The organism is Streptomyces sp. NPDC005070, assembly GCF_053600395.1.
Genome location: NZ_JBSFZS010000048.1, coordinates 1 through 22,713, shown reverse-complemented (window position 1 = coordinate 22,713; position 22,713 = coordinate 1). Strand labels below are relative to the sequence as shown.

Genomic DNA, 22,713 nt, shown 5'->3' with positions numbered 1-22,713 from the left:
GCGGACACACGCCTGAGCGCGCGCTCAGCACCCATGCTACTTACGAGTAACCAACCTGCCCAGTCTCGCGGGCGGGAGCGGCGAACGTCACATCCGGGAGGCCGGACGCCCGGGGAAACCGGTCATGATCGAGGGCCCAGGATCTTGGCGTGATCTCGTCGCCCGTTCGACGGGCCGACTCCGCCGTGAGGCCAGGGAAAAGGCCTCCTGAGCCGAAGCGGATCGGATCAGGAGGCCCTCGGTGTGGTGTCGCGCCCCGGGGGCGGACCTTCGTGGTCGCGCCCCTGGACCCCTAGACCGTCTTCAGCGACAGCGCCGTCACCAGTGCCGGCGTGACCAGCTCGACCTGCCAGGGCCGCGCCCCGCAGGCGGTGAGCGCCGCGCCCACGGACTGCGTGTCCGGTGTCGCGGGCGGCTCCCAGCACACGCGCCGCACGGTGTCCGGCGTGATCAGGTTCTCCTGCGGCATGTTCAGCTCCTCGGCCAGCGCCGACACGGCGGCCCGCGCGGCGGAGAGCCGGGCGGCGGCGGCCGGGTCCTTGTCGGCCCAGGCCCGCGGCGGGGGAGGCCCGGTCACCGGCTGTCCGGGCTGCGGCAGCTCGGCGTCCGGCAGCGCCCTCGCGCGGTCGACGGCGGCCTGCCACTGTTCGAGCTGACGCCGGCCCATGCGGTGCCCGAAGCCGTTCACGGCGGCCAGGGCGTGCAGGTTGACGGGCACGGCCAGCGCGGCCTCGACGATCGCCGTGTCCCCGAGCACCTTGCCCGGTGAGATGTCCCGGCGCTGCGCGATGCTGTCCCGGGTCTCCCACAGCTCCCGCACGACGGCCATCTGCCGACGGCGGCGCACCTTGTGCATCCCGGACGTACGGCGCCAGGGGTCCTTGCGCGGCGGCGCGGGCTCGGCCTGGGCGATGGCGTCGAACTCCTGCCGGGCCCACTCCAGCTTGCCCTGCCGGTCGAGCTCCTTCTCCAGGGCGTCGCGGAGGTCGACCAGCAGCTCGACGTCGAGCGCGGCGTAGCGCAGCCAGGGCTCGGGCAGTGGGCGCGTCGACCAGTCGACGGCGGAGTGCCCCTTCTCCAGGACGAAGCCGAGGACGCTCTCGACCATGGCGCCGAGGCCCACCCGGGGGAACCCGGCGAGGCGTCCGGCCAGCTCGGTGTCGAAGAGGCTGGTGGGGATCATGCCTATCCCGCGCAGGCAGGGCAGGTCCTGGGTGGCGGCGTGCAGGACCCATTCGGCCCCGGAGACGGCCTCGCCGAGACCGGAGAGGTCGGGACAGGCGACGGGGTCGATGAGCGCGCTGCCGGCGCCCTCACGGCGAAGCTGCACGAGATAGGCGCGCTGGCCGTACCGGTACCCGGACGCGCGCTCGGCGTCGACGGCCACCGGGCCGGTGCCCGCGGCGAAGGCAGCGATCACCTCGGCGAGCGAAGCGTCGTCGGCGATCACCGGCGGGATGCCTTCTCGGGGCTCCAGCAAAGGGGTCGGCGCCGATTCGACGTCGTCCGGAGGGCCGCCTCCGGTGGTTCGCAGTGAGCTGTCTGCTGCGGTCTCTTGGGCGTCGGTCACCTGTCAAGGGTATCCGTGGATGGACGACGCCCGTCGACGGAACGTTCCGTCGACGGGCGTCGGATGGTCGTAAACCAGTCAGGTGAGCGCAAGACGGGGTTCACGCGCCGGGGGCGGGCGGGCGGCGGGGAGGCCGCTCGGTGTCGGGGGAGGGGCATCGGGAGAAGGAGAGGAGAGGGCGGCGGAGGGTCAGTGGATGATTCCGGTCCGCAGGGCCACCGCGACCATTCCGGCGCGGTCGCCCGTGCCGAGCTTGCGCGCGATGCGGGCGAGGTGGCTCTTGACGGTCAGTGCGGACAGGCCCATGGAGACGCCGATGGCCTTGTTCGACTGGCCCTCCGCGACCAGGCGCAGGACCTCGACCTCTCGTCCGGACAGTTCGCGGTAGCCGCCCGGGTGGCTCGGGGCACCCGGGGGGCGGCGGTGCATACGGGCGGCGGCCGAGCCGATGGGCGCGGCGCCGGGCCGGGTGGGGAGCCCGACGTTCGTACGGGTGCCGGTGACGACGTAGCCCTTGACGCCGCCCGCGAGGGCGTTGCGTACGGCACCGATGTCGTCGGCTGCGGAGAGGGCGAGGCCGTTGGGCCAGCCCGCGGCTCGGGTTTCGGAAAGGAGGGTGAGGCCGGAACCGTCCGGCAGATGGACGTCGGCGACGCAGATGTCTCGCGGGTTGCCGATTCGGGGACGGGCCTCCGCGACGGACGACGCCTCGATGACGTCGCGCACTCCGAGCGCCCACAGATGGCGGGTGACGGTGGAGCGGACCCGGGGGTCTGCCACGACCACCATGGCGGTCGGCTTGTTCGGACGGTAGGCGACCAGGCTTGCGGGCTGCTCGAGGAGAACGGACACCAGGCCTCCTGGGGTGCGGGACGGGACCGGCTCTGGGGGGGGCGAGCCAGGACGAACCGTGCTTTCAAGGTCACAGACGTCTTCGGCATCAAACCCGTCGACCTTTAGGGAATGATCACGATGGGGTGAGTAACAATCCGTGCAATTCGGACGCGCGATCGATCATCCGAAGATCGAACCGAGTCGTTCCGCGTCGTTCCTCGTCGATACGCGGCCGAAAGTGGTCGTATCGACATGCGGCCGGTAAGGAAACGGAAAGGGCGCGCGCGTCGGCGCGCGCCCTCGGCGGGGTCAGCGGGACTGTGGTCCCCGGCGCTGCGGCAGGGTGACCACCGAGGCGTCCCCCGGAGTCACCGGCGGCAGTCCGGCGATCTGGCACAGCAGGTCGCACCAGCCGGCGAGGTGCGCTGCGGTGTCCGGTACGCCGCCGAGGCCCTCCCGGGGTGTCCAGGACGCGCGGATCTCGATCTGCGAGGCGGCCGGGCGCTCCGCGAGCCCGCCGAAGTAGTGCGAGCTCGCGCGCGTCACGGTGCCGCTCGGCTCGCCGTACGAGAGCCCGCGGGCCTGGAGCGCGCCGGTCAGCCACGACCAGCAGACCTCGGGGAGCAGCGGGTCGGCGGCCATCTCCGGCTCCAGCTCCGCGCGGACCAGGGTCACCAGACGGAAGGAGCCCTGCCAGGCGTCGTGTCCGGCCGGGTCGTGCAGCAGGACGAGACGGCCGTCGGCCAGGTCCTCGTCGTCGGCGACGACCGCGGCCTCCAGCGCGTACGCGTACGGAGCCAGGCGTTGTGGTGGTCGCGTCGGGTCGATCTCGATGTCCGGCCGCGGCCGCGCGGCCCGCAGGGCGTCGACGGCCGCCCGGAAGGGCGCCGGGGCCGTCTCCGCCGCATTCCTGTCCCCCTCCTTCTCCTCCCTCGCGTCGTCCATTCCGCCAGCGCCGTCCGACAGTCGTCCCTGAGCCGCAGCCATGCCGGGAAGATTAAGGGGAACGGAGCCCGCGCGCAGGGAGAGACACCCGTGCGTGGGACCCCTGTCCGGATCACGCCGGGCGCACGCCGTCGCGCGAGACGGCCGTCCGGAGGGGCGGTGGGCGTACCGGAGCCCGGGGCGGGGGCGCCCGTGAACCGTGGGAGACTTTCCGTCGTGAGCGCCAACCACAGCCCCGCCGGGCAGCAGCCGACAGCCACGTACGAGTCCGCCTTCCTCAAGGCGTGCAGGCGCGAGCCCGTGCCGCACACGCCTGTGTGGTTCATGCGGCAGGCCGGCCGCTCACTGCCCGAGTACCTCAAGGTGCGCGAGGGCATCCCCATGCTGGAGTCCTGCATGCGGCCCGAGCTGGTCGCCGAGATCACGCTTCAGCCCGTCCGCCGGCACCAGGTGGACGCCGCGATCTACTTCAGCGACATCGTGGTCCCGCTGAAGGCCATCGGTGTCGACCTGGACATCAAGCCGGGCGTCGGCCCGGTCGTCCAGAACCCGATCCGTACCCGTGCCGACCTGGCCCAGCTCCGTGATCTGACCCCCGAGGACGTCTGGTACGTCACCGAGGCGATGGGGCTCCTGACGGCCGAACTCGGCGAGACCCCGCTCATCGGTTTCGCGGGCGCGCCTTTCACTCTCGCGAGTTACCTCGTGGAGGGCGGTCCGTCCAAGAACCACGAGCACACCAAGGCGCTGATGTACAGCGACCCGCAGCTCTGGGCCGACCTGCTGGACCGTCTCGCCGAGATCACCTCCGCCTTCCTGAAGGTGCAGATCGAGGCCGGGGCGAGCGCCGTCCAGCTCTTCGACTCCTGGGTCGGCGCCCTGGCCCCGGCCGACTACCGCCGTTCCGTGCTGCCCGCCTCGGCGAAGGTCTTCGACGCCGTCGCCTCGTACGGCGTGCCGCGCATCCACTTCGGTGTGGGCACCGGCGAGCTGCTCGGCCTCATGGGTGAGGCCGGCGCGGACGTCGTCGGCGTCGACTGGCGCGTCCCGCTCGACGAGGCCGCCCGCCGCGTCGGCCCCGGCAAGGCGCTCCAGGGCAACCTCGACCCCGCGGTCCTGTTCGCGAGCACCGAGGCCGTCGAGGCGAAGACCCGCGAGGTGCTCGACGCCGCCGCCGGTCTCGAGGGCCACGTCTTCAACCTCGGGCACGGCGTCATGCCGAGCATGGACCCGGACGCGCTGACCCGTCTGGTGGAGTACGTCCACAAGCAGACCGCGCGCTAGAACCCGCGGTCGGCCTCTCCACGCCTCACCAGCCGTGCCGCGCCTGTCTGCCCCACAGCAGGCGGCGCGGTTCGGGCGGTGGCGGGGTGCCCGGACGCAGCGGCCAGGCCAGGAGCATGCCGGCCAGGAAGCCGACGACGTGCGCCGCGTACGCCACGGTGCCCGCGGCGGGCACCGCGGCGCCGGACGAGTACGCGGCCTGGAGCACGAACCAGAAGCCCAGCACGAGCCACGCGGGCAGCCGGAGCGGCAGGAAGACCAGGAACGGGACCAGGACCCAGACCCTGGCTCTCGGATACAGCACCAGATACGCGCCGAGGACCCCGGCGATCGCCCCCGAGGCGCCGATCAGCGGGTCGCCCGAGTCCTCGTTGACGAGGGCGAAGCCGTACGCCGCCGCGAAGCCGCACGCCCCGTAGAACAGCGTGAAGCGCACATGCCCGAGCCGGTCCTCGATGTTGTTGCCGAAGATCAGCAGGAAGAGCATGTTGCCCAGCAGATGCAGCCAGCTCCCGTGCAGGAACATCGACGTGAGCACCGACAGCGGCGGGGACTTGTCGTAGTCCGGCGGTCCCAGCACACAGCCCGGCCCGTGGAGCCCGCCACCGACCTCGCCGGTGGGCACCAGGCGGGGCATCCGATGGTGGATCAGTTCCTGCGGCACGGCGGCGTAATGGTCCATGAACGCGTGCAGATGACAGAGCCGCGACAGGGCGCTGTCGCCCGCCACCGATCCGGCGAGACCGGGGGTGTAGAGGAACACGAGCACATTGGCGGCGATCAGCGCGTACGTCACATAGGGCGTGCGCCGCACCGGGTTCACGTCATGGACGGGAATGACCACGAGGGACTACTGCCCGCGAAGCGCGGGGTGAATCCGTGCTCCACCGGGCCGGACGGGCCCCCGGCCGGCGCGGCCCCCGGCGCGGTTTCCCGTCGAACACACTGAACACTTGTGCCCCCGCGGCCGTATGTCTCCTCAGCCCCCCGCGTCGCTCCGGCGACGCGACGGGGGTACGACGACGCGACGACGTGAAGACGTGAGGACACAGGCCATGAGCGACCGAGTTACTCCTCCGATGCACGCCCTGCCCGACGGCGAGGCGGAGATCGCGCTGGTGCTGCACCTCCCCTGGGAGGACGTCGCCGCGCTCGGCCAGGAGGCCGGACGGCTCGCGGCCCGGCTGCAGCGGCCCGTGACCCTGGACGAGGCCGTCAGCCATCGTCTGCGGTCCTCCCGGCCGGCCGCGCACGCGAAACCGGCCCAGACCCCGCCCGCGGTCACCGCGGGCTCGGTCTCCTCGCTGCCGCCCCGGCCCGCCGAGCAGGCCCGGCAGGCGATCGACCGGATCAACGGGTCGGCGGGGAACGAGTCCGCGTAGCGGGACGGGGGCCGGCGGCCGCCGGGCGGACCGTCCGGGCGGGGCGGGGGACTGCCTCCCCGCGCCCGTCAGGGGCCTGCCCGGCGCACCTTCGCCACCGCCTTGCGGGCCGCGACCAGGACGGGGTCCCAGACCGGGGAGAACGGCGGAGCGTAGCCGAGGTCCAGCATCGTCATCTGTTCCACCGTCATGCCCGCGGTCAGCGCCACCGCGGCGATGTCCACACGCTTCGCCGCGCCCTCCCGGCCGACGATCTGCACGCCGAGCAGCCGTCCCGTCCGGTGCTCCGCGAGCATCTTCACCGTCATGAGGTCGGCGTTCGGGTAGTAGCCCGCGCGGCTCGTCGACTCGATGGTGACGGTCTCGAACCGGAGGCCCGCCCGGCGCGCGTCCTTCTCGCGCAGTCCGGTGCGGGCGATCTCCAGATCGCAGACCTTGCTCACCGCCGTGCCGACGACACCGGGGAAGGTGGCGTATCCGCCGGCCACGTTGGAGCCGATGACCTGCCCGTGCTTGTTCGCGTGGGTGCCCAGCGCGATGTGCCGCTCGCGCCCCGACACCAGGTCGAGCACCTCGACGCAGTCGCCGCCCGCCCAGATGTCCTCGTGCCCGCGCACCCGCATCGACAGATCGGTGAGCAGCCCCCCGTGGTCGCCGAGCGGCAGCCCGGCCGCACGGGCCAGCGACGTCTCGGGGCGTACGCCGATGCCGAGCACCACCACGTCCGCCGGATGGGTGGCGTCCTCCGTGACGACCGCGCGCACCCGCCCGTCGTCCCCGGTGAGGAACCCGGTGACCTCGGTGTCCCCGACCATGGTGATGCCGAGCCCCTCCATGGCGGTGTGCACCAGACGGCCCATGTCCGGGTCGAGGGTGGCCATGGGCTCCCTGCCCCGGTTGACGACGGTCACCTCGTACCCGCGGTTGATGAGCGCCTCGGCCATCTCGACGCCGATGTAGCCCGCGCCGACGACCACGGCACGGCGGCCCTCGGTCCTCGCGAGCGTGTCGAGCAGCGCCTGCCCGTCGTCCAGCGTCTGCACGCCGTGCACCCCCGGCGCGTCGGCGCCCGGCAGATCGGGGCGGACCGGCCGCGCGCCGGTCGCGATGACGAGCCGGTCGTACGACGTCCACGCCTCGGCCCCGCTGCCGAGGTCCCGTGAGCGCACCCGGGCGCCCGCGACGTCGATCTCGGTGACCTCCGTGCGCATCCGCAGGTCGATGTCGCGCTCCCGGTGTTTCTCGGGGGTCCGCGCGATCAGCCGGTCGCGGTCGGGAACGAGGCCGCCCACCCAGTACGGGATGCCGCACGCCGAGTACGACGTGAAGTGACCCCGCTCGAACGCCACGATCTCCAGCTCGTCGGGACCGCGCAGCCGGCGCGCCTGTGACGCGGCGGACATGCCCGCCGCGTCACCGCCGATCACGACCAGCCGTTCCCGGTCGCCCCGCCCGCCGCCCGCACCGTTCGTATCGCTCATACCCATACGAACACGCTACGGGGGCCCGGCACTTCAGTCCTCCCCGCCACCTTCCCGACCCGCGCCGGACGCGGTGCCGCCCGCCGCGCCGGAGGCCGGGTCCGCAGCCGGTTCCGCGGACGGTTCCGGAGCCGGGCGCGAGGCCGGAACCGGGGCCGGACCCCGGCCCCCGGCCACCGCCGGAGAAGGAACCGCAGCCGCGGCCGGGTACGGGCCCGGAGCCATCGGAGACGGACCCGAGGCCACCGCCGGGGTCGTGCGGCGGCGCAGCCGCGGGCTCACCCCGCGCATCCACACCAGGGCGATCAGGCCGAGGACCACCGCGAAGGGGAGCAGCGCCCCGACGGCCAGCGCCAGCCAGCGCACCACGGTGACCATCACGTGCCAGCCGCCCGAGAGCGCGTCGAGGAAGCCGGGGTCGGACTCCTTCTTCTCGGCCTTCTTCACCGGCGTCTCGGACAGCGTGAGCGTGATCGTGGCCAGGCTCGTGCGGTCCTTCAGTGACGCCTGCTGCGCCAGGAGCGCCTCCAGATCGGACTCCCGGCTGCTCAACTCCCCTTCCAGAGAGACCACGTCACTGAGCCTGGTGGCCTTGTCCATCAGTTCGCGGACCCGGGCCACGCTGGCGCGCTGCGACGTGATCCGGCTCTCCACGTCCACGACCTGGTCGGTGACGTCCTGCGCCTTGGCCGTCCGCGTGACGACCTTGCCGGCGCCCTCCAGAGCGGCGAGCACCTCGTCGTACCGCTCGGTGGGCACCCGCAGGACGACCCGGGTGCGCTCGTGGTCCCGGCCGTCACGGGTGGTGGTCTCGTCGCCGACGTAGCCCCCGGCGTTCTCGGCCGCCGCGCGGGCGTCGTCCAGAGCCCCGGGAACGTCCTTGACCACGACGGTCAGCGAGGCCGTACGGATGATGCTGTTCACGGTCACCTTGGGCGGGGCGGCCGCCTTGCGGCCGTTCGACGCCCCGCTCCCCGCGGCTCCCGAGTCCGCCTGTTCGGCGGGGGCGGCGTTCGCGTCGCTCCGCGCTGCCGACTTGTCGTCGGCGGTCCCCGTGTCGCTCGCGCCGCATCCCGTCAGCGCGAGCGCGGCGACGAGGAACATCCCGGCCATGACGCGGGCGGGGCGGACCGAGCGGGCCGGTGACGCGGACGGGACCGACGCGACGGACGAGGCGGAGGATCCGGACTCGACGGGTGACATGTCGTGGAGCGGACGTACGGAGCTGCCTGTGTGCATGTGGGCCTACCCCCCAGGGTGGTGACGACTGACAGTTCTTCGACGCCGGAGGGGCACGGGACGTTGGCGTACTCCGGTTCCGATGCGGTCACGGTCCGGACTCGAAGGGGCCGCACGGCCCTGGCGGGAGGGTCCGTGGTGTCTGAGAGGCTGGGGCCATGAGCACATCGGGCACGGGGCACGTCGTCGTCATCGGAGCGGGCATCGCCGGACTGGCGGCCGCACACCGGCTGCTCGGGCGCGGCACACGCGTGACCGTCGTCGAGGCCTCGGACCGGGTGGGCGGCAAGCTGCTTCCCGGGGAGATCGCGGGCGTCCGGGTCGACCTGGGTGCCGAGTCCATGCTGGCGCGCCGCCCCGAAGCGCTGGACCTCGCTCGCGAGGTGGGCCTGGCCGACGGGCTGCGGCCGCCGGCCACCGCCACGGCCTCGATCTGGACCCGGGGTGCGCTGCGCCCGATGCCCAAGGGCCATGTGATGGGCGTACCGGGCACGGCCGCCGCCCTGGCCGGTGTCCTGTCGGACGAGGGCCTTGCCCGCATCGAGCGCGACGCCGAGCTGCCCCGCACCGAGGTCGGCGACGACGTGGCCGTCGGGGAGTACGTGGCGGCCCGCCTCGGCCGCGAGGTCGTGGACCGCCTGGTCGAGCCGCTCCTGGGCGGTGTCTACGCGGGTGACGCGTACCGCATCTCGATGCGCTCCGCCGTCCCGCAGCTCTTCCAGGCCGCGCGGACCCATGACTCGCTGACGGAGGCGGTCCGGGAGATCCAGGTCAAGGCGGCCGCGAGCGGGCAGACCGGACCCGTCTTCATGGGCATCGAGGGTGGCGTGGGCCGGCTGCCGCTCGCCGTGGCGCGTTCGGTCCGGGCCCGGGGCGGAGAGATCCTGACCGGGGCACGGGTGACGGAACTGCGCCGGACGGCACCGACGGGCTGGCAGGTGGTCGCCGGCGAGCGTGTCCTGCGGGCCGACGCGGTGGTCGTCGCCGTTCCCGCCCCCGCCGCGGCCGCGCTGCTGGGCGCCGAGTCGCCCGCGGCCGCCGCCGAGCTGCGTACGGTCGAGTACGCCTCCATGGCCCTGATCACCCTCGCCTACCGCCGTGCCGATGTCGCCCTCCCCGAAGGCAGTGGCTTCCTGGTGCCGCCGGTGGACGGCCGCACGATCAAGGCGTCCACCTTCGCCTCCCGCAAATGGGGCTGGATCGCCGACGAGGACCCGGACGTGCTGGTGCTGCGCACCTCCGTGGGGCGGTACGGCGAGACGGAGATCCTGGAGCGGGAGGACGCCCACCTGGTCGATGTCTCCCGGCACGACCTGCGCGAGGCCACCGGCCTGGACGCCGAGCCGCTGCAGACCCGCGTCACCCGCTGGGACGACGGTCTGCCGCAGTATCCGGTCGGCCACCACGCGCGGGTGGCCCGCATCCGCGAGGAGGTCGCCAAGCTGCCGGGTCTCGCGGTGTGCGGCGCGCAGTACGACGGTGTCGGCATCCCGGCCTGCATCGCGAGCGCGTACGCCGCGGTGGACGGGTTGGGCGGTGACATGCGCGCTGTGCAGGAGCTCACCGACAACCCGGTGCAGAGCCTGCACGGCGGCGCGGGAGAATAGCCCCATGAGTGACGACGCCCCCACCACCGAGCCGGCCAGGATCCCGAACAAGGGCAAGCTGGCCAAGGACCTGAACGAGGTCATCCGCTACACCCTGTGGTCGGTCTTCAAGCTGAAGGACGTGCTCCCCGAGGACCGTTCCGGTTACGCCGACGAGGTCCAGGAGCTGTTCGACCAGCTCGCCGCGAAGGACGTCACCGTCCGTGGCACCTACGACGTCTCGGGGCTGCGCGCCGACGCCGACGTCATGATCTGGTGGCACGCCGAGACGAGCGACCAGCTTCAGGAGGCGTACAACCTCTTCCGCCGTACGAAGCTGGGCCGCGCGCTGGAGCCTGTCTGGTCGAACATGGCGCTGCACCGCCCGGCCGAGTTCAACCGCTCGCACATTCCGGCGTTCCTCGCCGACGAGACGCCCCGGAACTACGTCAGCGTCTACCCCTTCGTACGCTCCTACGACTGGTACCTGCTGCCCGACGAGGACCGCCGCCGGATGCTCGCCGACCACGGCAAGATGGCCCGCGGCTACCCCGACGTCCGCGCGAACACGGTCGCCTCGTTCTCGCTCGGCGACTACGAGTGGATGCTCGCCTTCGAGGCCGACGAGCTCTACCGCATCGTCGACCTCATGCGCCACCTGCGCGCCTCCGAGGCCCGGATGCACGTCCGCGAGGAGGTCCCGTTCTACACCGGCCGCCGCAAGGACGTCGCCGAACTGGTCGCGGGCCTCGCCTGACCGTCCCGGCATCCCGCCCGGCGGTCCCGGCACCTCACGGGCCGTCCGCGCGCAAAGGCGGGCGCCCCTCCGGGGGACGCCCGCCTTCCGGGTTTCCGGAGCCGGTCAGTGGCCCCGCGCCACCGGCTCGCGGTGCGGTGCGCATCCCGCGTCGCCGCCGGGAAGCCGGCCCTCCAGGAGATAGGCGTCCAGATAGCCGTTGACGCACTTGTTGGGGCCGCCCGCGATCCCGTGGGTGCCGGCGCCGTTCTCCGTCACCAGCACCGAGCCCCACAGCCGTCGCTGGAGTTCCTTCGCGCCCTCGTACGGCGTCGCCGCGTCCCGCTCGGCGGCCAGGATCAGCGTCGGCGGCAGCTCCCCGGGCAGGGTCCGTACGTCGAGCGGCTTCTGCCGGGGCGCGGACCAGTACGCGCACGGCAGGTTCATCCACACGTTGTCCCAGGTCTCGAACGGGGCGACCCGCGCGAGTCGGGTGTTGTCGCGGTCCCAGGTGCGCCAGTCGGTGGGCCAGGGCGCGTCGTTGCACTCCACGGCCGTGTAGACCGCGCTGCCGTTCTCCTGCTCGGCGGCCGCCTCCGGATGCGGTCCAGCCACCTCGATCAGCGGCTTCGGATCGCCCTTCAGATAGGCGGACAGCGCCAGCGCGCGCTGCGGCCAGTAGTCGTCGAAGTACCCGGCCTGCAGGAACGCGCCCTGAAGCTGGGCGGGACCCACCGTGCCGCCCGCGGGTGAGGCGGCGAGCCGGGCCCGCGCCTTCTCGTAGGAGCGCCGCACCGCCTCGGCTGTGCGGCCCAGCCCGTACACCTTGTCGTGCCGGGCGATCCACGCGCGCAAGTCGGCCCAGCGGGTCTCGAACGCGGCCGACTGGTCGAGGTTGTTGCCGTACCAGACCTTTTCGGGGTCGGGGTCCACGGCCGAGTCGAAGACCATGCGGCGTACGTGCGAGGGGAACAGCGTCGCGTACAGGGAACCGAAGTACGTCCCGTACGAGGCACCCATGAACGTCAGCTTCCGCTCGCCGAGCGCGGCCCGCAGCACGTCCAGGTCACGGGCGTTGTTGAGCGAGGTGTAGTGGCGCAGGGCGGGGCCCGAGCGCTGGGCGCAGCCGCGGGCGTACGCCTTGGCCTCCGCGATCCGTGCCTTCTTGAACGACTCCGAGGGGACCGTCGGGGCCTGGAGGAGCGGCTTCGGCAGGTGCCTGGGGTCCCGGCAGGACAGCGGCGCCGACCTGCCGACGCCGCGTGGGGCGTAGCCGACGAGGTCGTACGCGGCTCCGATCCGCTTCCATTCGGGCAGCAGGCCGATCAGCGGGAAGTACATGCCGGAGCCGCCGGGACCGCCGGGGTTGTAGACGAGGGAGCCCTGGCGCGGCACCTTGTGCTTCGCGTTGCGCGGGTCCTTGCCGGTGGCCTTCACTCGGCTGACGGTCAGTCTGATCCGTTTGCCGTCGGGGAGGGTGTAGTCGAGGGGCACCGTGACCGTGCCGCACGTCAGGCTCGCCGGCAGGTGCTCCTCCTTGGGGCACTTGCCGAAGCGGACGCCGGCGGCGGCGGCGCGCCCGGCGGCGACGGCGGTGCCGCGCGCCTCGGCGGATCCGACCGGGTCCGGCCAGGCCTGCGCGCCGCCCGCGGGAGCGGCGACGAGGCCGGTCAGGAGCAAGGACCCTGCGGTTCCGTGGAGGACGGCAGCTCTCATCGAGAATCCCTTCAGCGCGCGGCAGCGACAGAAGGATGCTTCGTTCGGCGGTCGGCGAAGTAAAGCACCGCCCGCCGGTGTCGGCGTCAATGACCCCGATGCGCCCCCGCGGACTCCTTTCAGCCCCCTTGGGGCCTTCGGGCGTGTCGGACGCGGGCCCCGGACAGGCCCTGTGCCGTGTCCGTCCTAGCGGGCTCCCTCCCGCCAGGAGGTGTCGCGGTCGCGGTGCGCCAGGGCTGCCCGCAGTTCGGGCTCGCCGACCGCGCGGATGCCGCGTACGGCGACGGAGGTGAGGTACGTACGGTCGTCACCGGAGGCGTCGGAGTGCCGGGCCAGGGTGCCGAGCAGCCGTTGCCCGGCCGGGGAGGCCCAGCGGGTGCAGGGGTGCACCTCGATCCGGGCTATGGCGAGGCAGCTCAGCGTCAGGATGAGCGGCAGCAGGAACCAGACGGCCACCGGGACGTCGCTGCCCTGGGCCTGGCCCGGCAGCAGCAGGGCCACGACGCCCAGCGCGAGGACCCCGGCGGCGGCGGCCTGGACCTGGCGGACGGCCCCCGCGACCGTGGTGCGGGCCCCGTCGGGGACGGCGAGGCCGGCCGCGACCAGGCGGTCCGCGAGACGGCGTACGGAGTCGGCTGCGGCGGTGGCCGCCCGCAACGGGGCTATCCGGGACTGGCCCTCGGGTCCGATCGCCCCGATGACCGAGCGCTCCATGTCGTCGCGCCCGCGCGGGTCGACGACGGTGGCCCAGCCGGTGTGCGCGAGCAGCAGGCGACGCTGGCGGGCCATCGACACCAGGGTCAGGTCGGCCACCCGGGCCGGCCCCCCGGACAGGAACGCGGCCTCGTACAGCGTGAGGTCGTGCCCGTGCGCGGCGTCGGCGTCGAGTGACGCGGTGTGGAGCGCGGCCAGACACAGCCGGGTGCAGGAGACACCGGCCGCCACCCAGGCGAGGATCAGGAGAAGAACCCAGAACATGGCGTTTTTCTATGCGATGGGGCCGGTGGGCGCCATGCTCCACCCACGATGTGGGACGGAGCCGTTGCCGGTAGGTGATGTTCCGTTTGTCGCGTGTCCCGGTGGCCGACCTCCGCCCCACGCTCAACTCTTAGGGGCCGGACCGCTCTTGGGGATCCGAGACAGGCCTCGCGCGGACGAACCGGCCGCGATCGTTCAGGAGCCGGCCGACGGGTTGGGACGCGCGGCGGCCGGGGGAAGCGGGTAGCCCGAGGACGGGGTCACCGGGACCGGCGACGACGGGTACGGCACCGGGCCGGGCGGGGCGGGGGAGTTGGTGAGCGGTGGCGGGCTCGCGGTGGCCGCGTCCTCGGCAAGCGCGTCGAAGTCCACGTATCCGGTCGCTTCGAGGACCTTGATGTGGTCGAGCACGGTGGTGTTGGCGTCGTCGGCGAGATCGCGTACGAGCGAGTTGCGGGTGTTCGCGCGGACCTGGGCGACCATAGCGAACACCTTGCCGTGCGCCGCGCGCAGGATGTTCGCGAAGTCCCGGTCGTACTGCGTGCCGTGCGCCGCGCTGAGCGTTGACAGCCACTGGCGCTGCTGCGCACTGGGCTGGTTGGGGAGCTCCAGGCTGAGCCGCGCGGCGACGCTGCGGACGCGCGCGTCGAGGAACGTGTGCCCCTCGATCAGGTGCTCTCCGGCCGTCCGTACTGCCTGGGTGGTACCGCGCTCCTGGGCCTGCTGGCCCGCGGGCAGCTCCCACAGGCCGGCCAGCCGGACCCTGGTGACGAACTCCCGGTCCAGGCCGGACAGCGGACCGTACGGGCTCGGCACGGTCCCGGAGTTCAGGGTGTCGAGGCCGGTGCCGGCACGGTCCGCGTACGACCAGATCGGAAAGGCCAGCGCGACCAGGGTCGCCAGCAGGGCGGCGATGATGAGCCCTGTTCCACTGACCGGTCCGGTGCGGTTGTCGGATCGCATGGTGCCTCCTGTTGCGGCACCGCACGCTAATGCGCCCCGGGTGCGGCTTGGCATGCTACGGGGGGCTCTACGCCAACTGCCTTACACGAAGGACGGATCGGGACGAGGGTGGAAGGCGCCGGTTGTGGTGGTTCGTGCGTACGCCAAACCGGCCTGAAGCAGCCTGAAATGGACGCGCGCGTCGCCTTCGCGTGGCGCGGTGTTACTCCGGGCACACTCCGCGGACGAGGTGTGTCGGGTGCCCGGTCGGGGCGGCCCACGACGGCCGGGCCGCGCGCCGACGGATCGGCGGAAGCGCCGGCGAGGCGGCTCAGCGGCGGAGCAGCGCTCTGCGGGTGGCCCTGGCGAGCCGGGCCACGGGACGTCCGGACAGCGGGGCGGGACCCGACCGTTCCAGCCACCACGCGCGCAGCCGCCCGGTCGTGGCGCCCTCCGGGAGCCCCGCGAGCAGCAGGTGTTCGGCGAAGTCCAGGGCGTCGCGGCGGTAACCGCCGGTCATCGGACGCCGCTGCGCGTACGCGAGGAACGCCGGCCGGTAGCCGTCCGCCAGGATCTCCGGCAGCTCCGGGGCCACCTTGGCCACGACGTCAGCGCGCTTGGCGGCGAGGGCACGCGCCTGCACCCCGAGGCGTACGCGGTCGAAGCCCTCGGGCGCGGGGGTTCCGGCGACCAGCGCGGACAACAGGGCGGCCTGCGCCAGCGCCACCCGCTGACGGGGGGCGTCTCCCGCCTCGGTGCGGGCGTCCGTCACGATGTGGGCGTCCGCCACTCCGTGGGCGTCCGTCGCGGCCACCTCGTCCGGCCCGGCCGCCGGGGGAGCGGCGCCGGCCCCCACCAGGGTCACCCTGTCGCGCCCGGTCTCCCGGGGTGCGGTCTCCGCCTGCTCCAGGGTTTCCCGGATCGCGGTGAGTTCCCGCTCCAGTTCGGTGGGGTCGGGGAAGTTCTCGTCGCGTTCGAGGAGGACACCCGGCGGGGTCACCCGGGACGCGAGGTCGGCGAGGATGTCGAGCACGGGCCGTGGGACGGGGTGGGCGTGGCTGTCGTGCCATACGCCGTCCCGCTCGAAGCCTCCGGCGACGTGGACGTAGGCGATCGCCTCGACGGGCAGCTCGTCGAGCGCCGTGGCGGGGTCCTCGCCGCGGTTGACGTGGTTGGTGTGGAGGTTGGCCACGTCGATGAGCAGCCGGACGCCGGTGCGGTCGGCCAGGTCGTAGAGGAACTGGCCCTCGGTCATCTCCTCGCCGGGCCAGGAGATCAGCGCGGCGATGTTCTCCACGGCGAGGGGGACGGGGAGCGCGGCCTGGGCCGCGCGGACGTTCTCGCACAGGACGCGCAGCGCGTCCCGGGTGCGCGGAACGGGCAGCAGGTGCCCGGCCTCCAGGAGCGGTGACGCGGTGAGCGGGCCGCCCGCCCGGACGAAGGCGATGTGTTCCGTGACGAGCGGTGAGCCCAGCGCCTCGGCGCGTTCCGCGAGCGCGGCGAGCCGCGTCTCGTCGGGCCGGTCGGCACCGCCGAGGCCCAGGGAGACGCCGTGCGGCACCACCGTGACACCCCGCTCGCGCAGCCGCAGCAGCGACTCGGGAAGATGACCGGGGCACACGTTCTCCGCCACGGCCTCGACCCAGTCGATGCCGGGCATCCTCTCCACGGCGTCGGCGATCTCCGGCCGCCACCCGATTCCCGTACCCAGCCGCCCCGGCTCCCTCATGTCCCCTCCTCCGTCACGGCCTCGGCCGCGCCTGCCCGTACGTCGCTCCCCACGACGGCCGGTGCACCGGCGTGACCAGGTCATGGCCCCGGGAGCCGGGGCCGAACCCACCGGGGCGGACGTTCAGAGCAAGATTTGAGGTTCCGCGCCGCCGCTCCCGCGTGGGACGCCGAAGGGCGGACCGGCGCCGACGGGGAGGAGCGCGGCGGCGGTGCCGGCGAAGGCCGGCGACGCCGGGCCCATGACGCCGGACCTCACTGATCGGCCCATTCGCGCCACCACGGTGGACGAGGAGCGAGAGTTGGCCGGAAAGCCCTGCCACGTCCTTCGTTCGGGGGGTGGTAACGCCAACTTCCGTTTCCCTAAGATGGATTGCCGGTCGGGCCGGACAGGCAGGCCGACACTGATCTGGGGGAACGATGCAGCCTGGCGAGAAGCTGTCCACGTCGATCGATGCCACGGTACCCACGGCCGCGCGCATGTACGACCACTACCTCGGCGGCAAGGACAACTACGCCGCCGACCGGGCGGCCTGCGAGGAGCTGGACAAGGTCGTGCCCAGCACGCGCGCGCTCGCCCTGAACAACCGGCGCTTCCTCCAGCGGGTGGTCCGGACGCTGGCGGACGGCTACGGAATCAGGCAGTTCCTCGACCACGGATCCGGCCTGCCCACCCAGAACAACGTGCACCAGGTCGCCCAGGCGGTCGACGAGACCTCCCGTGTCGTCTACGTCGACGTCGATCCGATGGTGCTGGTCCACGGCCGGGCCCTCCTCGACCAGAACGAGCGGACCGCCGTCATCCACGCCGACCTGCGGCAGACGGAGGAGATCTTCTCCCACTCCGACACCCGGCGGCTGATCGACCTCGAACAGCCGGTGGCCGTGCTGTTCAACTCGGTGTTCCACTGCATCCCGGACAGCGAGACCGACGGGCCCGTCGCCGTGATCCGCCGGGTCACCGAGCGGCTGGCGCCCGGCAGCTTCCTGGTGATGTGCCAACTGGTCAGCGAGGACGCCGAGGTGCGTGACTTCGTCACCGGCTTCATGGACACCGCGACGCAGGGGCACTGGGGCCGGGTCCGCCAGGAGAAGGACGTGGAGGAGTTCTTCGACGGCATGGACGTCCTCGAACCCGGACTGGTCGAGGTGTCCACCTGGCGGCCGGACACCGACGTCGTGCCGCGCCAGCTCACGCAGGAGTGGATCGAGTTCGGCGGGGTCGGCCGGATCCGTTAGGAAGGCTGTCAGCCGAGGGCGTACCGCTGTTCCATCGTGCCGCGCAGCAGCGCGAGGGACGCGCGGGGGCTGAGGGCCTCGTCGGCGAGCCGGTCCAGTACCACCCGGTACTCCTCCGTCTCGTCGCGGTCCTCAAGGAAGTTGGCGCTCCTGATGTGCTCCAGGTAGACGATGTCGGGCAGTTCGACGCCGCCGAAGCGCAGATAGGTGACGGGGATGGCCGGCGCGGAGGCGTTGGTGACGTCCAACGGCACGATCTGCACGACCACATGGGGGCGCTGGGCCATCTCGATGAGGTGCTCGAGCTGGGCGCGCATCACCTCACGGCTGCCCAGAACGCGCAGCAGTACGGACTCGTCGACGACGGCCCACAGTTGGGGGGCGTCCACCCGGTCCAGCAGCTCCCGTCTGCGCATGCGCAGCTCCACCCGGCGCTGTACCTCGGCGGCGGGCGCCGTCGGCAGCCCGCGTTCCACCACGGCCCGCGTGTAGTCGGGAGTCTGCAACAGGCCCGGAACGTACTGGATCTCGAAGGTGCGGATGGTGGTGGCCGCCTCCTGGAGGCCGACCAGCCGGTCGAACCACTCGGGCATCAGCCGCTTGTCGTAGCGCTGCCACCACCCCGGCTGGCCCGCGCGCTTGAGCAGTCTGAGCAGGACCGAGATCTCGTAGTCCTCGGTCCCGTACAGCCCGAGCAGTGCGCGGACGTCGTCCTCTGTCGGTGGCCGACGGCCCTTGCCGGCCTCTATGCGCGACAGCTTCGCCGCGCTGAACCCGAGGGAGCGCGCCGCCTGTTCCTGGGAGAGCCCGGCGTCCTCGCGGGCGCCGGCGAGCTGCACGCCGACCAGCATCTTCAGCAGAGTGGGGGCGGGCTCCTCCCGGCTCAGATACGGTTCGAGACGGGAGACGCGGGGTGACTCGACGGACATCCTGACTCCCAGTCGACCGGCAGAAGACAGCCAAAATTATCGCACTGCGACGGACTCTGCCGCATGGAGAGACAGAAGTGGACAACCATCCCTCCGTTTCAACGGAGTTCGGCGCGTCGGGGGCCGGGCTCAGAGCAGGTGGTCGAACTCCCCGTCCTTCGCGCCGGCGAGGAACGCGGCCACTTCCGCCGGGGTGTAGACGAGGGCCGGGCCGTCGGGGTCACGTGAGTTGCGGACCGCTATCCGCCCGTCGCCCAGCGCGGCCACCTCGACGCAGTTGCCTTCGGCATTGCTGTGCCTGCTCTTGATCCAGGAGGCACCCAGCGAGCTGGCTCGCACTCCGTTCGGCACTGATGGCACCAACGCACTCTCCTTGCTGACGTTCCACCAGGTGCGCGACCGGGCCGGCCGCCCGGTCACGGGTTCCGGCCCGGGCCTCACGTGGCTCATGCGTCTCTCCGACTTCATGCAATTTCTCGTGCAATTGCACGAAGACGCTGTCAGCGTGGATAATAGCCGTGGCGTCAACCTCGTTGCCAGAGGCCGGTACTGACGTCGGCTCAGCCGCTCCACGGGGAGCGTGATCGTCCGGGACGGCCCTCGGCCCGCCCGCGCACCTGGCACTGTCCGACGCCTTCGGAGGGAGCGGAAATGGCCACACCACTCAGGAACCTGGAACGTGTGCCGTGGGACGAGATCAAGGACTCCAAGGGGTCGGCGGAAGCTATCCCCTTCCTGCTCAACACCGTCGCCTGGGGTGACGCGGCGACCGCCAGGGCGGCACTCCAGGACCTGAGGGAACGAATCTGCCAGTTCGGATTCGTCGTGGAGCAGGCGACCGCCGCCACCGTCCCCTTCCTCTGGGAGCTCGCCGAACTCCCGCAGGTCACCTGCCGCGTCCAGATAATCCAGCTTCTGAGAGACATCGCTGACGCCCGGCAGTGGGAACGCACCGCCGCCGCGTACCCCAAACTCCTCAACCGCCGGGAGAACTGGGTGGGCTGGGAGCGCGAGGCCCGCCAGGCCGTCCGCGCGCACCACGGCACCCTCCAGCACCTGCTCGCCGAGCCGGACACCGAGATCGTCCGCGTCACCGCCGAACTCGCCACCACCCTGGCCGAGTAGGACCCCGCCGTCAGTCCGCCGGATCCGCGGCGCGTTGCGGCAGGGCGCTCACGCGGTTGTGACCCTCGACGGCCACCGTCAGCCCGGGAGCGATCTCCGTGAACCCCGCGTCACGGACCAACGGCACCTCGGAGACGCTGAGTTCACGCCAGTGGGCCGGATCGGCGGTGCGCACCGACAGGGCGAAGCCCGACGCGCGCCAGGCGGTCCGCTCCTTCTCCGACAGCTCCCACCAGGCCAGTTGGGCGCCATGGCCCGTCTGCGCCATCGTCTTGCCCGCCGACATGTCGAGTTCCGGGTTGAGCCACAGCACGGGCGCCGCCGGATCGGCCGGTGCCGGCGGTTCCGGATCGTCGAGATCCGTACCGGACACCTGGAGCCGCGCGAGGTCCTTGGGCCAGCCGTCCAGCGGCACCGGCGGGAACACCCGCACCTCCGCGGACCGCCCCGTCACGGTGATGCCGGGCAGCGCCTCGGCCCGCCGCCACTCGGCTCCGCGCGCCCGCCGTACGACCTTGCGGATCCGGGCGTCCTGCCAGTCCCGCATCGCCTGCGCCCAGACGCCGTCCCCGAGCGAACGCTCGTCGCTCAGCATGGTCAGCACGGCCCGGGCGGAGGTCTCCAGCGCGTCGGTGCGCGCCGGGGGCGCGTCCTTCTCGATGTGCACCACCAGCGGCAGGACGAACTGCCGCGCGGTGTCGCGCGCCGTGGGCTCGTCGCGGAACGGGCTGTCGTCGGCGGGGGTCGGGTCGTCGCTGCTCACGCCCCCAGTCTGCCAGGCGGAAGATCCGTTCCGGACGGACGGTCCGGTTCCGGAGCCGCCCGTCCCACGGACCGCCCGCCCGGGCCGGTCAGCCCGAACACGCGGTGCGCTGCGCCTCCTGCCAGTCGCAGACGGGGCACAGCGTGATGCCCTTGTGCGTCTCCGGATACTCGGTCGGTTCACGGCACAGCACGCACTCCGCGTACGGCGGCCCGTCCCGCCCCGCCGTGCCGAGGGCGTCGCGGGACTCCCCGGCCCGCCCGTCCGCGCCGGTCGCGCGGTAGTCGTCGCTCATGCCGCCAGCTTAGGAGGAGGGTTCCTTCACCCGGTGCCGCGCGGCCCGGTCCGCCGGCCGATCTCGTGCAGGACCTCGTCGGCCGGCCGGGGATCGAGACGGCTTCCGTCGCGCAGGCGCAGGGCGATCAGGCCGGCGGCCGCCTCCCGGGGACCGATCACCGCCTGGTACGGGACCAGCCGGGCGGCACGCACCCGGGCGCCCAGGCTGCCCTCGTCCGGGGCGGCGAGCTCGGCGCGCAGACCCTGGTCGCGGCAGCGGCGTACGAGCCGAAGCGCCTGCTCGGTCTCTGCCTCGGACACGGGCAGGACCACCACCTGGGTGGGGGCGAGCCAGGCGGGGAAGGCGCCGCCGTGCACCTCGATGAGGTGGGCGACGGCCCGTTCCAGACTGCCGATCACGCTGCGGTGCACCATGACCGGCCGGTGTTTCGCGCCGTCGGCGCCGATGTAGCGCAGATCGAAGCGCTCGGGCTGGTGGAAGTCGACCTGCACGGTGGAGAGGGTGGACTCGCGGCCCGCCGGGTCGGCGATCTGGACGTCGATCTTGGGCCCGTAGAACGCGGCCTCGCCCTCGACGGCCTCGTACGCCACGCCCGACCCGTCGAGGACCTCGCGCAGCAGCGCGGCCGATCTGCGCCACAGCTCCGGATCGGCGACGTACTTCCCTCCCGGTCCCGGCAGCGACAGCCGGTACCGGGACGCCTCGATGCCCATGGCGTCGTACGCGTCGCGGATCAGCCCGAGGGCCGCGGAGGCCTCCTCGGCGACCTGGTCCGGGGTGCAGAAGATGTGGGCGTCGTTGAGCTGGATGGCGCGCACGCGGGTCAGGCCGCCCAGCACGCCCGACAGCTCGGAGCGGTACATGCCACCCAACTCGGCCATACGGAAGGGCAGTTCGCGATAGCTGTGCGGGCGGGACCGGTAGATCAGCGCGTGGTGGGGGCACAGGCTCGGCCGCAACAGCATCTGTTCTCCGCCGAGTTCCATCGGCGGGAACATGTCGTCGCCGTAGTGCGACCAGTGCCCCGAGATCTCGTACAGCTCCCTCTTGCCCAGCACCGGTGAGTACACGTGCCGATAGCCGGCCCGCCGTTCGGCGTCGCGGACGTACTCCTCCAGGGCGTACCGCACGGCGGCGCCGTCCGGCAGCCAGTACGGAAGTCCGGCGCCCATGAGGGGGTCGGTGTCGAACAGGCCGAGTTCGCGGCCGAGTCGGCGATGGTCGTTCATGGTGGTCTCCTCGCTTGCGGAGGGCGAGCGACCACACGGCGAAGCCCCGGGGCACTCGCCCCGGGGCTTCGACTCACATCAGCGGTCAGCGCGCCGGGACACTCTCCGGCGTCGTCGTGTTCATCGCGGCACGCTTCATGGTCCACACGCTAGCAGCGGCCTCCCCGGCGGGCACGGGATTTTCCGGCTACCCGGACTCCTCCGTGGACCCGGACTCCTCCGGACGCCCGGAGGGCTCCGGGTCGTCTCCCGGCTCCCTCGGCGCCCCGACGTCACCCAACAGACCGAACGCGTCCGGGATGCCGAGTCCGTCCGTGTCCGCGAACGCCTCCGGCAGGCCGAGCGCCTCCCGCACTCCGTTGACCCGGTCGGGCACGGCGGGCGGCTCGACGGGATCGACCGCCGGCTGCCCCCTGAGCGCGGGCGGTACCTCAGGGGTCGACGGCCGCCGGGTATCCGCCACCACGGGTGGCTGTCCGGACTGGGCTCGTTCCAGGAAGCGGAGCAGTTCGACCGGGAAGGGCAGGACGAGGGTGGAGTTCTTCTCGGCGGCGACGGCCACCACTGTCTGCAGCAGGCGCAGTTGGAGTGCGGCCGGCTGTTCCGACATCACTTCGGCGGCCTGGGCCAGTTTCTTGGACGCTTGAAGTTCCGCGTCCGCGTTGATGATCCGGGCACGCCGTTCACGGTCCGCCTCGGCCTGGCGGGC

The 22,713-nt window shown here is 72.6% G+C and carries 20 protein-coding genes and 2 pseudogenes; 6 read left to right on the top strand and 16 right to left on the bottom strand.

Annotated features, from left to right (window positions below; translation table 11 throughout):
* Positions 1 to 292: 292 nt before the first annotated feature.
* The 3 genes from ACWEBX_RS18380 to ACWEBX_RS18370 form a co-directional block, all read right to left on the bottom strand.
* Positions 293 to 1,570, bottom strand: a complete 1,278-nt coding sequence (locus tag ACWEBX_RS18380; RefSeq protein ID WP_451885870.1) for a ribonuclease D — start codon at positions 1,568 to 1,570, stop codon at positions 293 to 295.
* 189 nt (positions 1,571 to 1,759) lie between these two features.
* Complete coding sequence (locus ACWEBX_RS18375; RefSeq protein ID WP_019073943.1) at positions 1,760 to 2,422, bottom strand: response regulator transcription factor; 663 nt, start codon at positions 2,420 to 2,422, stop codon at positions 1,760 to 1,762.
* A 291-nt stretch (positions 2,423 to 2,713) separates the two neighbouring features.
* Positions 2,714 to 3,349 carry a DUF3000 domain-containing protein gene (locus ACWEBX_RS18370; protein ID WP_384791160.1) on the bottom strand — a complete coding sequence of 212 codons (636 nt, stop codon included), beginning with the start codon at positions 3,347 to 3,349 and terminating at the stop codon, positions 2,714 to 2,716.
* Positions 3,350 to 3,565: 216 nt separating this feature from the next.
* On the opposite strand from ACWEBX_RS18370, the gene hemE reads away from it, so the two are divergent.
* Positions 3,566 to 4,633: a uroporphyrinogen decarboxylase gene (hemE, locus tag ACWEBX_RS18365; protein WP_451885869.1), complete on the top strand. Its 1,068-nt coding sequence runs from the start codon at positions 3,566 to 3,568 to the stop codon at positions 4,631 to 4,633.
* Positions 4,634 to 4,658: 25 nt separating this feature from the next.
* On the opposite strand, the gene ACWEBX_RS18360 is transcribed toward hemE, so the two are convergent.
* Positions 4,659 to 5,477, bottom strand: coding sequence for a rhomboid family intramembrane serine protease (locus ACWEBX_RS18360; RefSeq protein ID WP_451885868.1), 819 nt, complete (start codon positions 5,475 to 5,477; stop codon positions 4,659 to 4,661).
* Positions 5,478 to 5,688: 211 nt separating this feature from the next.
* Between ACWEBX_RS18360 and ACWEBX_RS18355 the strand changes: the two genes are divergently transcribed.
* A complete protein-coding gene (locus tag ACWEBX_RS18355; RefSeq protein ID WP_451885867.1) occupies positions 5,689 to 6,015 on the top strand; it encodes a hypothetical protein in 327 nt (108 codons plus the stop codon).
* Between the two features lie 68 nt (positions 6,016 to 6,083).
* Here ACWEBX_RS18355 and ACWEBX_RS18350 read toward each other — a convergent pair whose 3' ends face one another.
* A complete protein-coding gene (locus ACWEBX_RS18350; RefSeq protein WP_451885866.1) occupies positions 6,084 to 7,502 on the bottom strand; it encodes an FAD-dependent oxidoreductase in 1,419 nt (472 codons plus the stop codon).
* Between the two features lie 27 nt (positions 7,503 to 7,529).
* Positions 7,530 to 8,609, bottom strand: coding sequence for a DUF4349 domain-containing protein (locus tag ACWEBX_RS18345; RefSeq protein ID WP_451885891.1), 1,080 nt, complete (start codon positions 8,607 to 8,609; stop codon positions 7,530 to 7,532).
* 284 nt (positions 8,610 to 8,893) lie between these two features.
* On the opposite strand from ACWEBX_RS18345, the gene hemG reads away from it, so the two are divergent.
* Both hemG and hemQ read left to right on the top strand, forming a co-directional pair.
* Complete coding sequence (gene hemG, locus ACWEBX_RS18340) at positions 8,894 to 10,342, top strand: protoporphyrinogen oxidase (RefSeq protein ID WP_451885865.1); 1,449 nt, start codon at positions 8,894 to 8,896, stop codon at positions 10,340 to 10,342.
* 4 nt (positions 10,343 to 10,346) lie between these two features.
* On the top strand, positions 10,347 to 11,078 hold the full coding sequence (hemQ, locus tag ACWEBX_RS18335) for a hydrogen peroxide-dependent heme synthase (protein ID WP_451885864.1): 732 nt from the start codon (positions 10,347 to 10,349) through the stop codon (positions 11,076 to 11,078).
* A 105-nt stretch (positions 11,079 to 11,183) separates the two neighbouring features.
* Here hemQ and ACWEBX_RS18330 read toward each other — a convergent pair whose 3' ends face one another.
* From ACWEBX_RS18330 to ACWEBX_RS18315, 4 genes are all read right to left on the bottom strand, one after another.
* Positions 11,184 to 12,773: an alpha/beta hydrolase gene (locus tag ACWEBX_RS18330; protein ID WP_451885863.1), complete on the bottom strand. Its 1,590-nt coding sequence runs from the start codon at positions 12,771 to 12,773 to the stop codon at positions 11,184 to 11,186.
* A 186-nt stretch (positions 12,774 to 12,959) separates the two neighbouring features.
* Positions 12,960 to 13,751, bottom strand: a complete 792-nt coding sequence (locus ACWEBX_RS18325) for a TIGR04222 domain-containing membrane protein (RefSeq protein ID WP_451885862.1) — start codon at positions 13,749 to 13,751, stop codon at positions 12,960 to 12,962.
* 195 nt (positions 13,752 to 13,946) lie between these two features.
* On the bottom strand, positions 13,947 to 14,714 hold the full coding sequence (locus ACWEBX_RS18320) for a DUF4142 domain-containing protein (protein WP_451885861.1): 768 nt from the start codon (positions 14,712 to 14,714) through the stop codon (positions 13,947 to 13,949).
* A gap of 310 nt (positions 14,715 to 15,024) precedes the next feature.
* Positions 15,025 to 16,422 (bottom strand): DUF692 domain-containing protein, encoded by a 1,398-nt coding sequence (locus ACWEBX_RS18315; protein WP_451885860.1) that lies wholly within the window; start codon positions 16,420 to 16,422, stop codon positions 15,025 to 15,027.
* Between the two features lie 419 nt (positions 16,423 to 16,841).
* On the opposite strand from ACWEBX_RS18315, the gene ACWEBX_RS18310 reads away from it, so the two are divergent.
* The gene (locus tag ACWEBX_RS18310) at positions 16,842 to 17,660 is read left to right on the top strand and encodes an SAM-dependent methyltransferase (protein WP_451885859.1); all 819 of its coding nucleotides are present in this window, start codon (positions 16,842 to 16,844) and stop codon (positions 17,658 to 17,660) included.
* 8 nt (positions 17,661 to 17,668) lie between these two features.
* On the opposite strand, the gene ACWEBX_RS18305 is transcribed toward ACWEBX_RS18310, so the two are convergent.
* Together ACWEBX_RS18305 and ACWEBX_RS18300 are read right to left on the bottom strand one after the other, a co-directional pair.
* Positions 17,669 to 18,589, bottom strand: coding sequence for a helix-turn-helix domain-containing protein (locus tag ACWEBX_RS18305; protein ID WP_451885858.1), 921 nt, complete (start codon positions 18,587 to 18,589; stop codon positions 17,669 to 17,671).
* Between the two features lie 129 nt (positions 18,590 to 18,718).
* Positions 18,719 to 18,949, bottom strand: coding sequence for a DUF397 domain-containing protein (locus ACWEBX_RS18300; RefSeq protein ID WP_355767705.1), 231 nt, complete (start codon positions 18,947 to 18,949; stop codon positions 18,719 to 18,721).
* A gap of 291 nt (positions 18,950 to 19,240) precedes the next feature.
* Here ACWEBX_RS18300 and ACWEBX_RS18295 point away from each other — a divergent pair, with 291 nt between their 5' ends.
* Complete coding sequence (locus ACWEBX_RS18295; protein ID WP_451885857.1) at positions 19,241 to 19,714, top strand: hypothetical protein; 474 nt, start codon at positions 19,241 to 19,243, stop codon at positions 19,712 to 19,714.
* Between the two features lie 10 nt (positions 19,715 to 19,724).
* On the opposite strand, the gene ACWEBX_RS18290 is transcribed toward ACWEBX_RS18295, so the two are convergent.
* From ACWEBX_RS18290 to ACWEBX_RS18275, 4 genes and pseudogenes are all read right to left on the bottom strand, one after another.
* Positions 19,725 to 20,477 carry a peptidyl-tRNA hydrolase gene (locus ACWEBX_RS18290; RefSeq protein ID WP_451885856.1) on the bottom strand — a complete coding sequence of 251 codons (753 nt, stop codon included), beginning with the start codon at positions 20,475 to 20,477 and terminating at the stop codon, positions 19,725 to 19,727.
* Positions 20,478 to 20,565: 88 nt separating this feature from the next.
* Positions 20,566 to 20,772 (bottom strand): hypothetical protein, encoded by a 207-nt coding sequence (locus ACWEBX_RS18285; protein WP_451885855.1) that lies wholly within the window; start codon positions 20,770 to 20,772, stop codon positions 20,566 to 20,568.
* A 26-nt stretch (positions 20,773 to 20,798) separates the two neighbouring features.
* A pseudogene (thrS, locus tag ACWEBX_RS18280) lies at positions 20,799 to 22,070 on the bottom strand (threonine--tRNA ligase); the annotation flags it as partial.
* A gap of 121 nt (positions 22,071 to 22,191) precedes the next feature.
* Positions 22,192 to 22,713, bottom strand: a pseudogene (locus tag ACWEBX_RS18275) (slipin family protein); the annotation flags it as partial.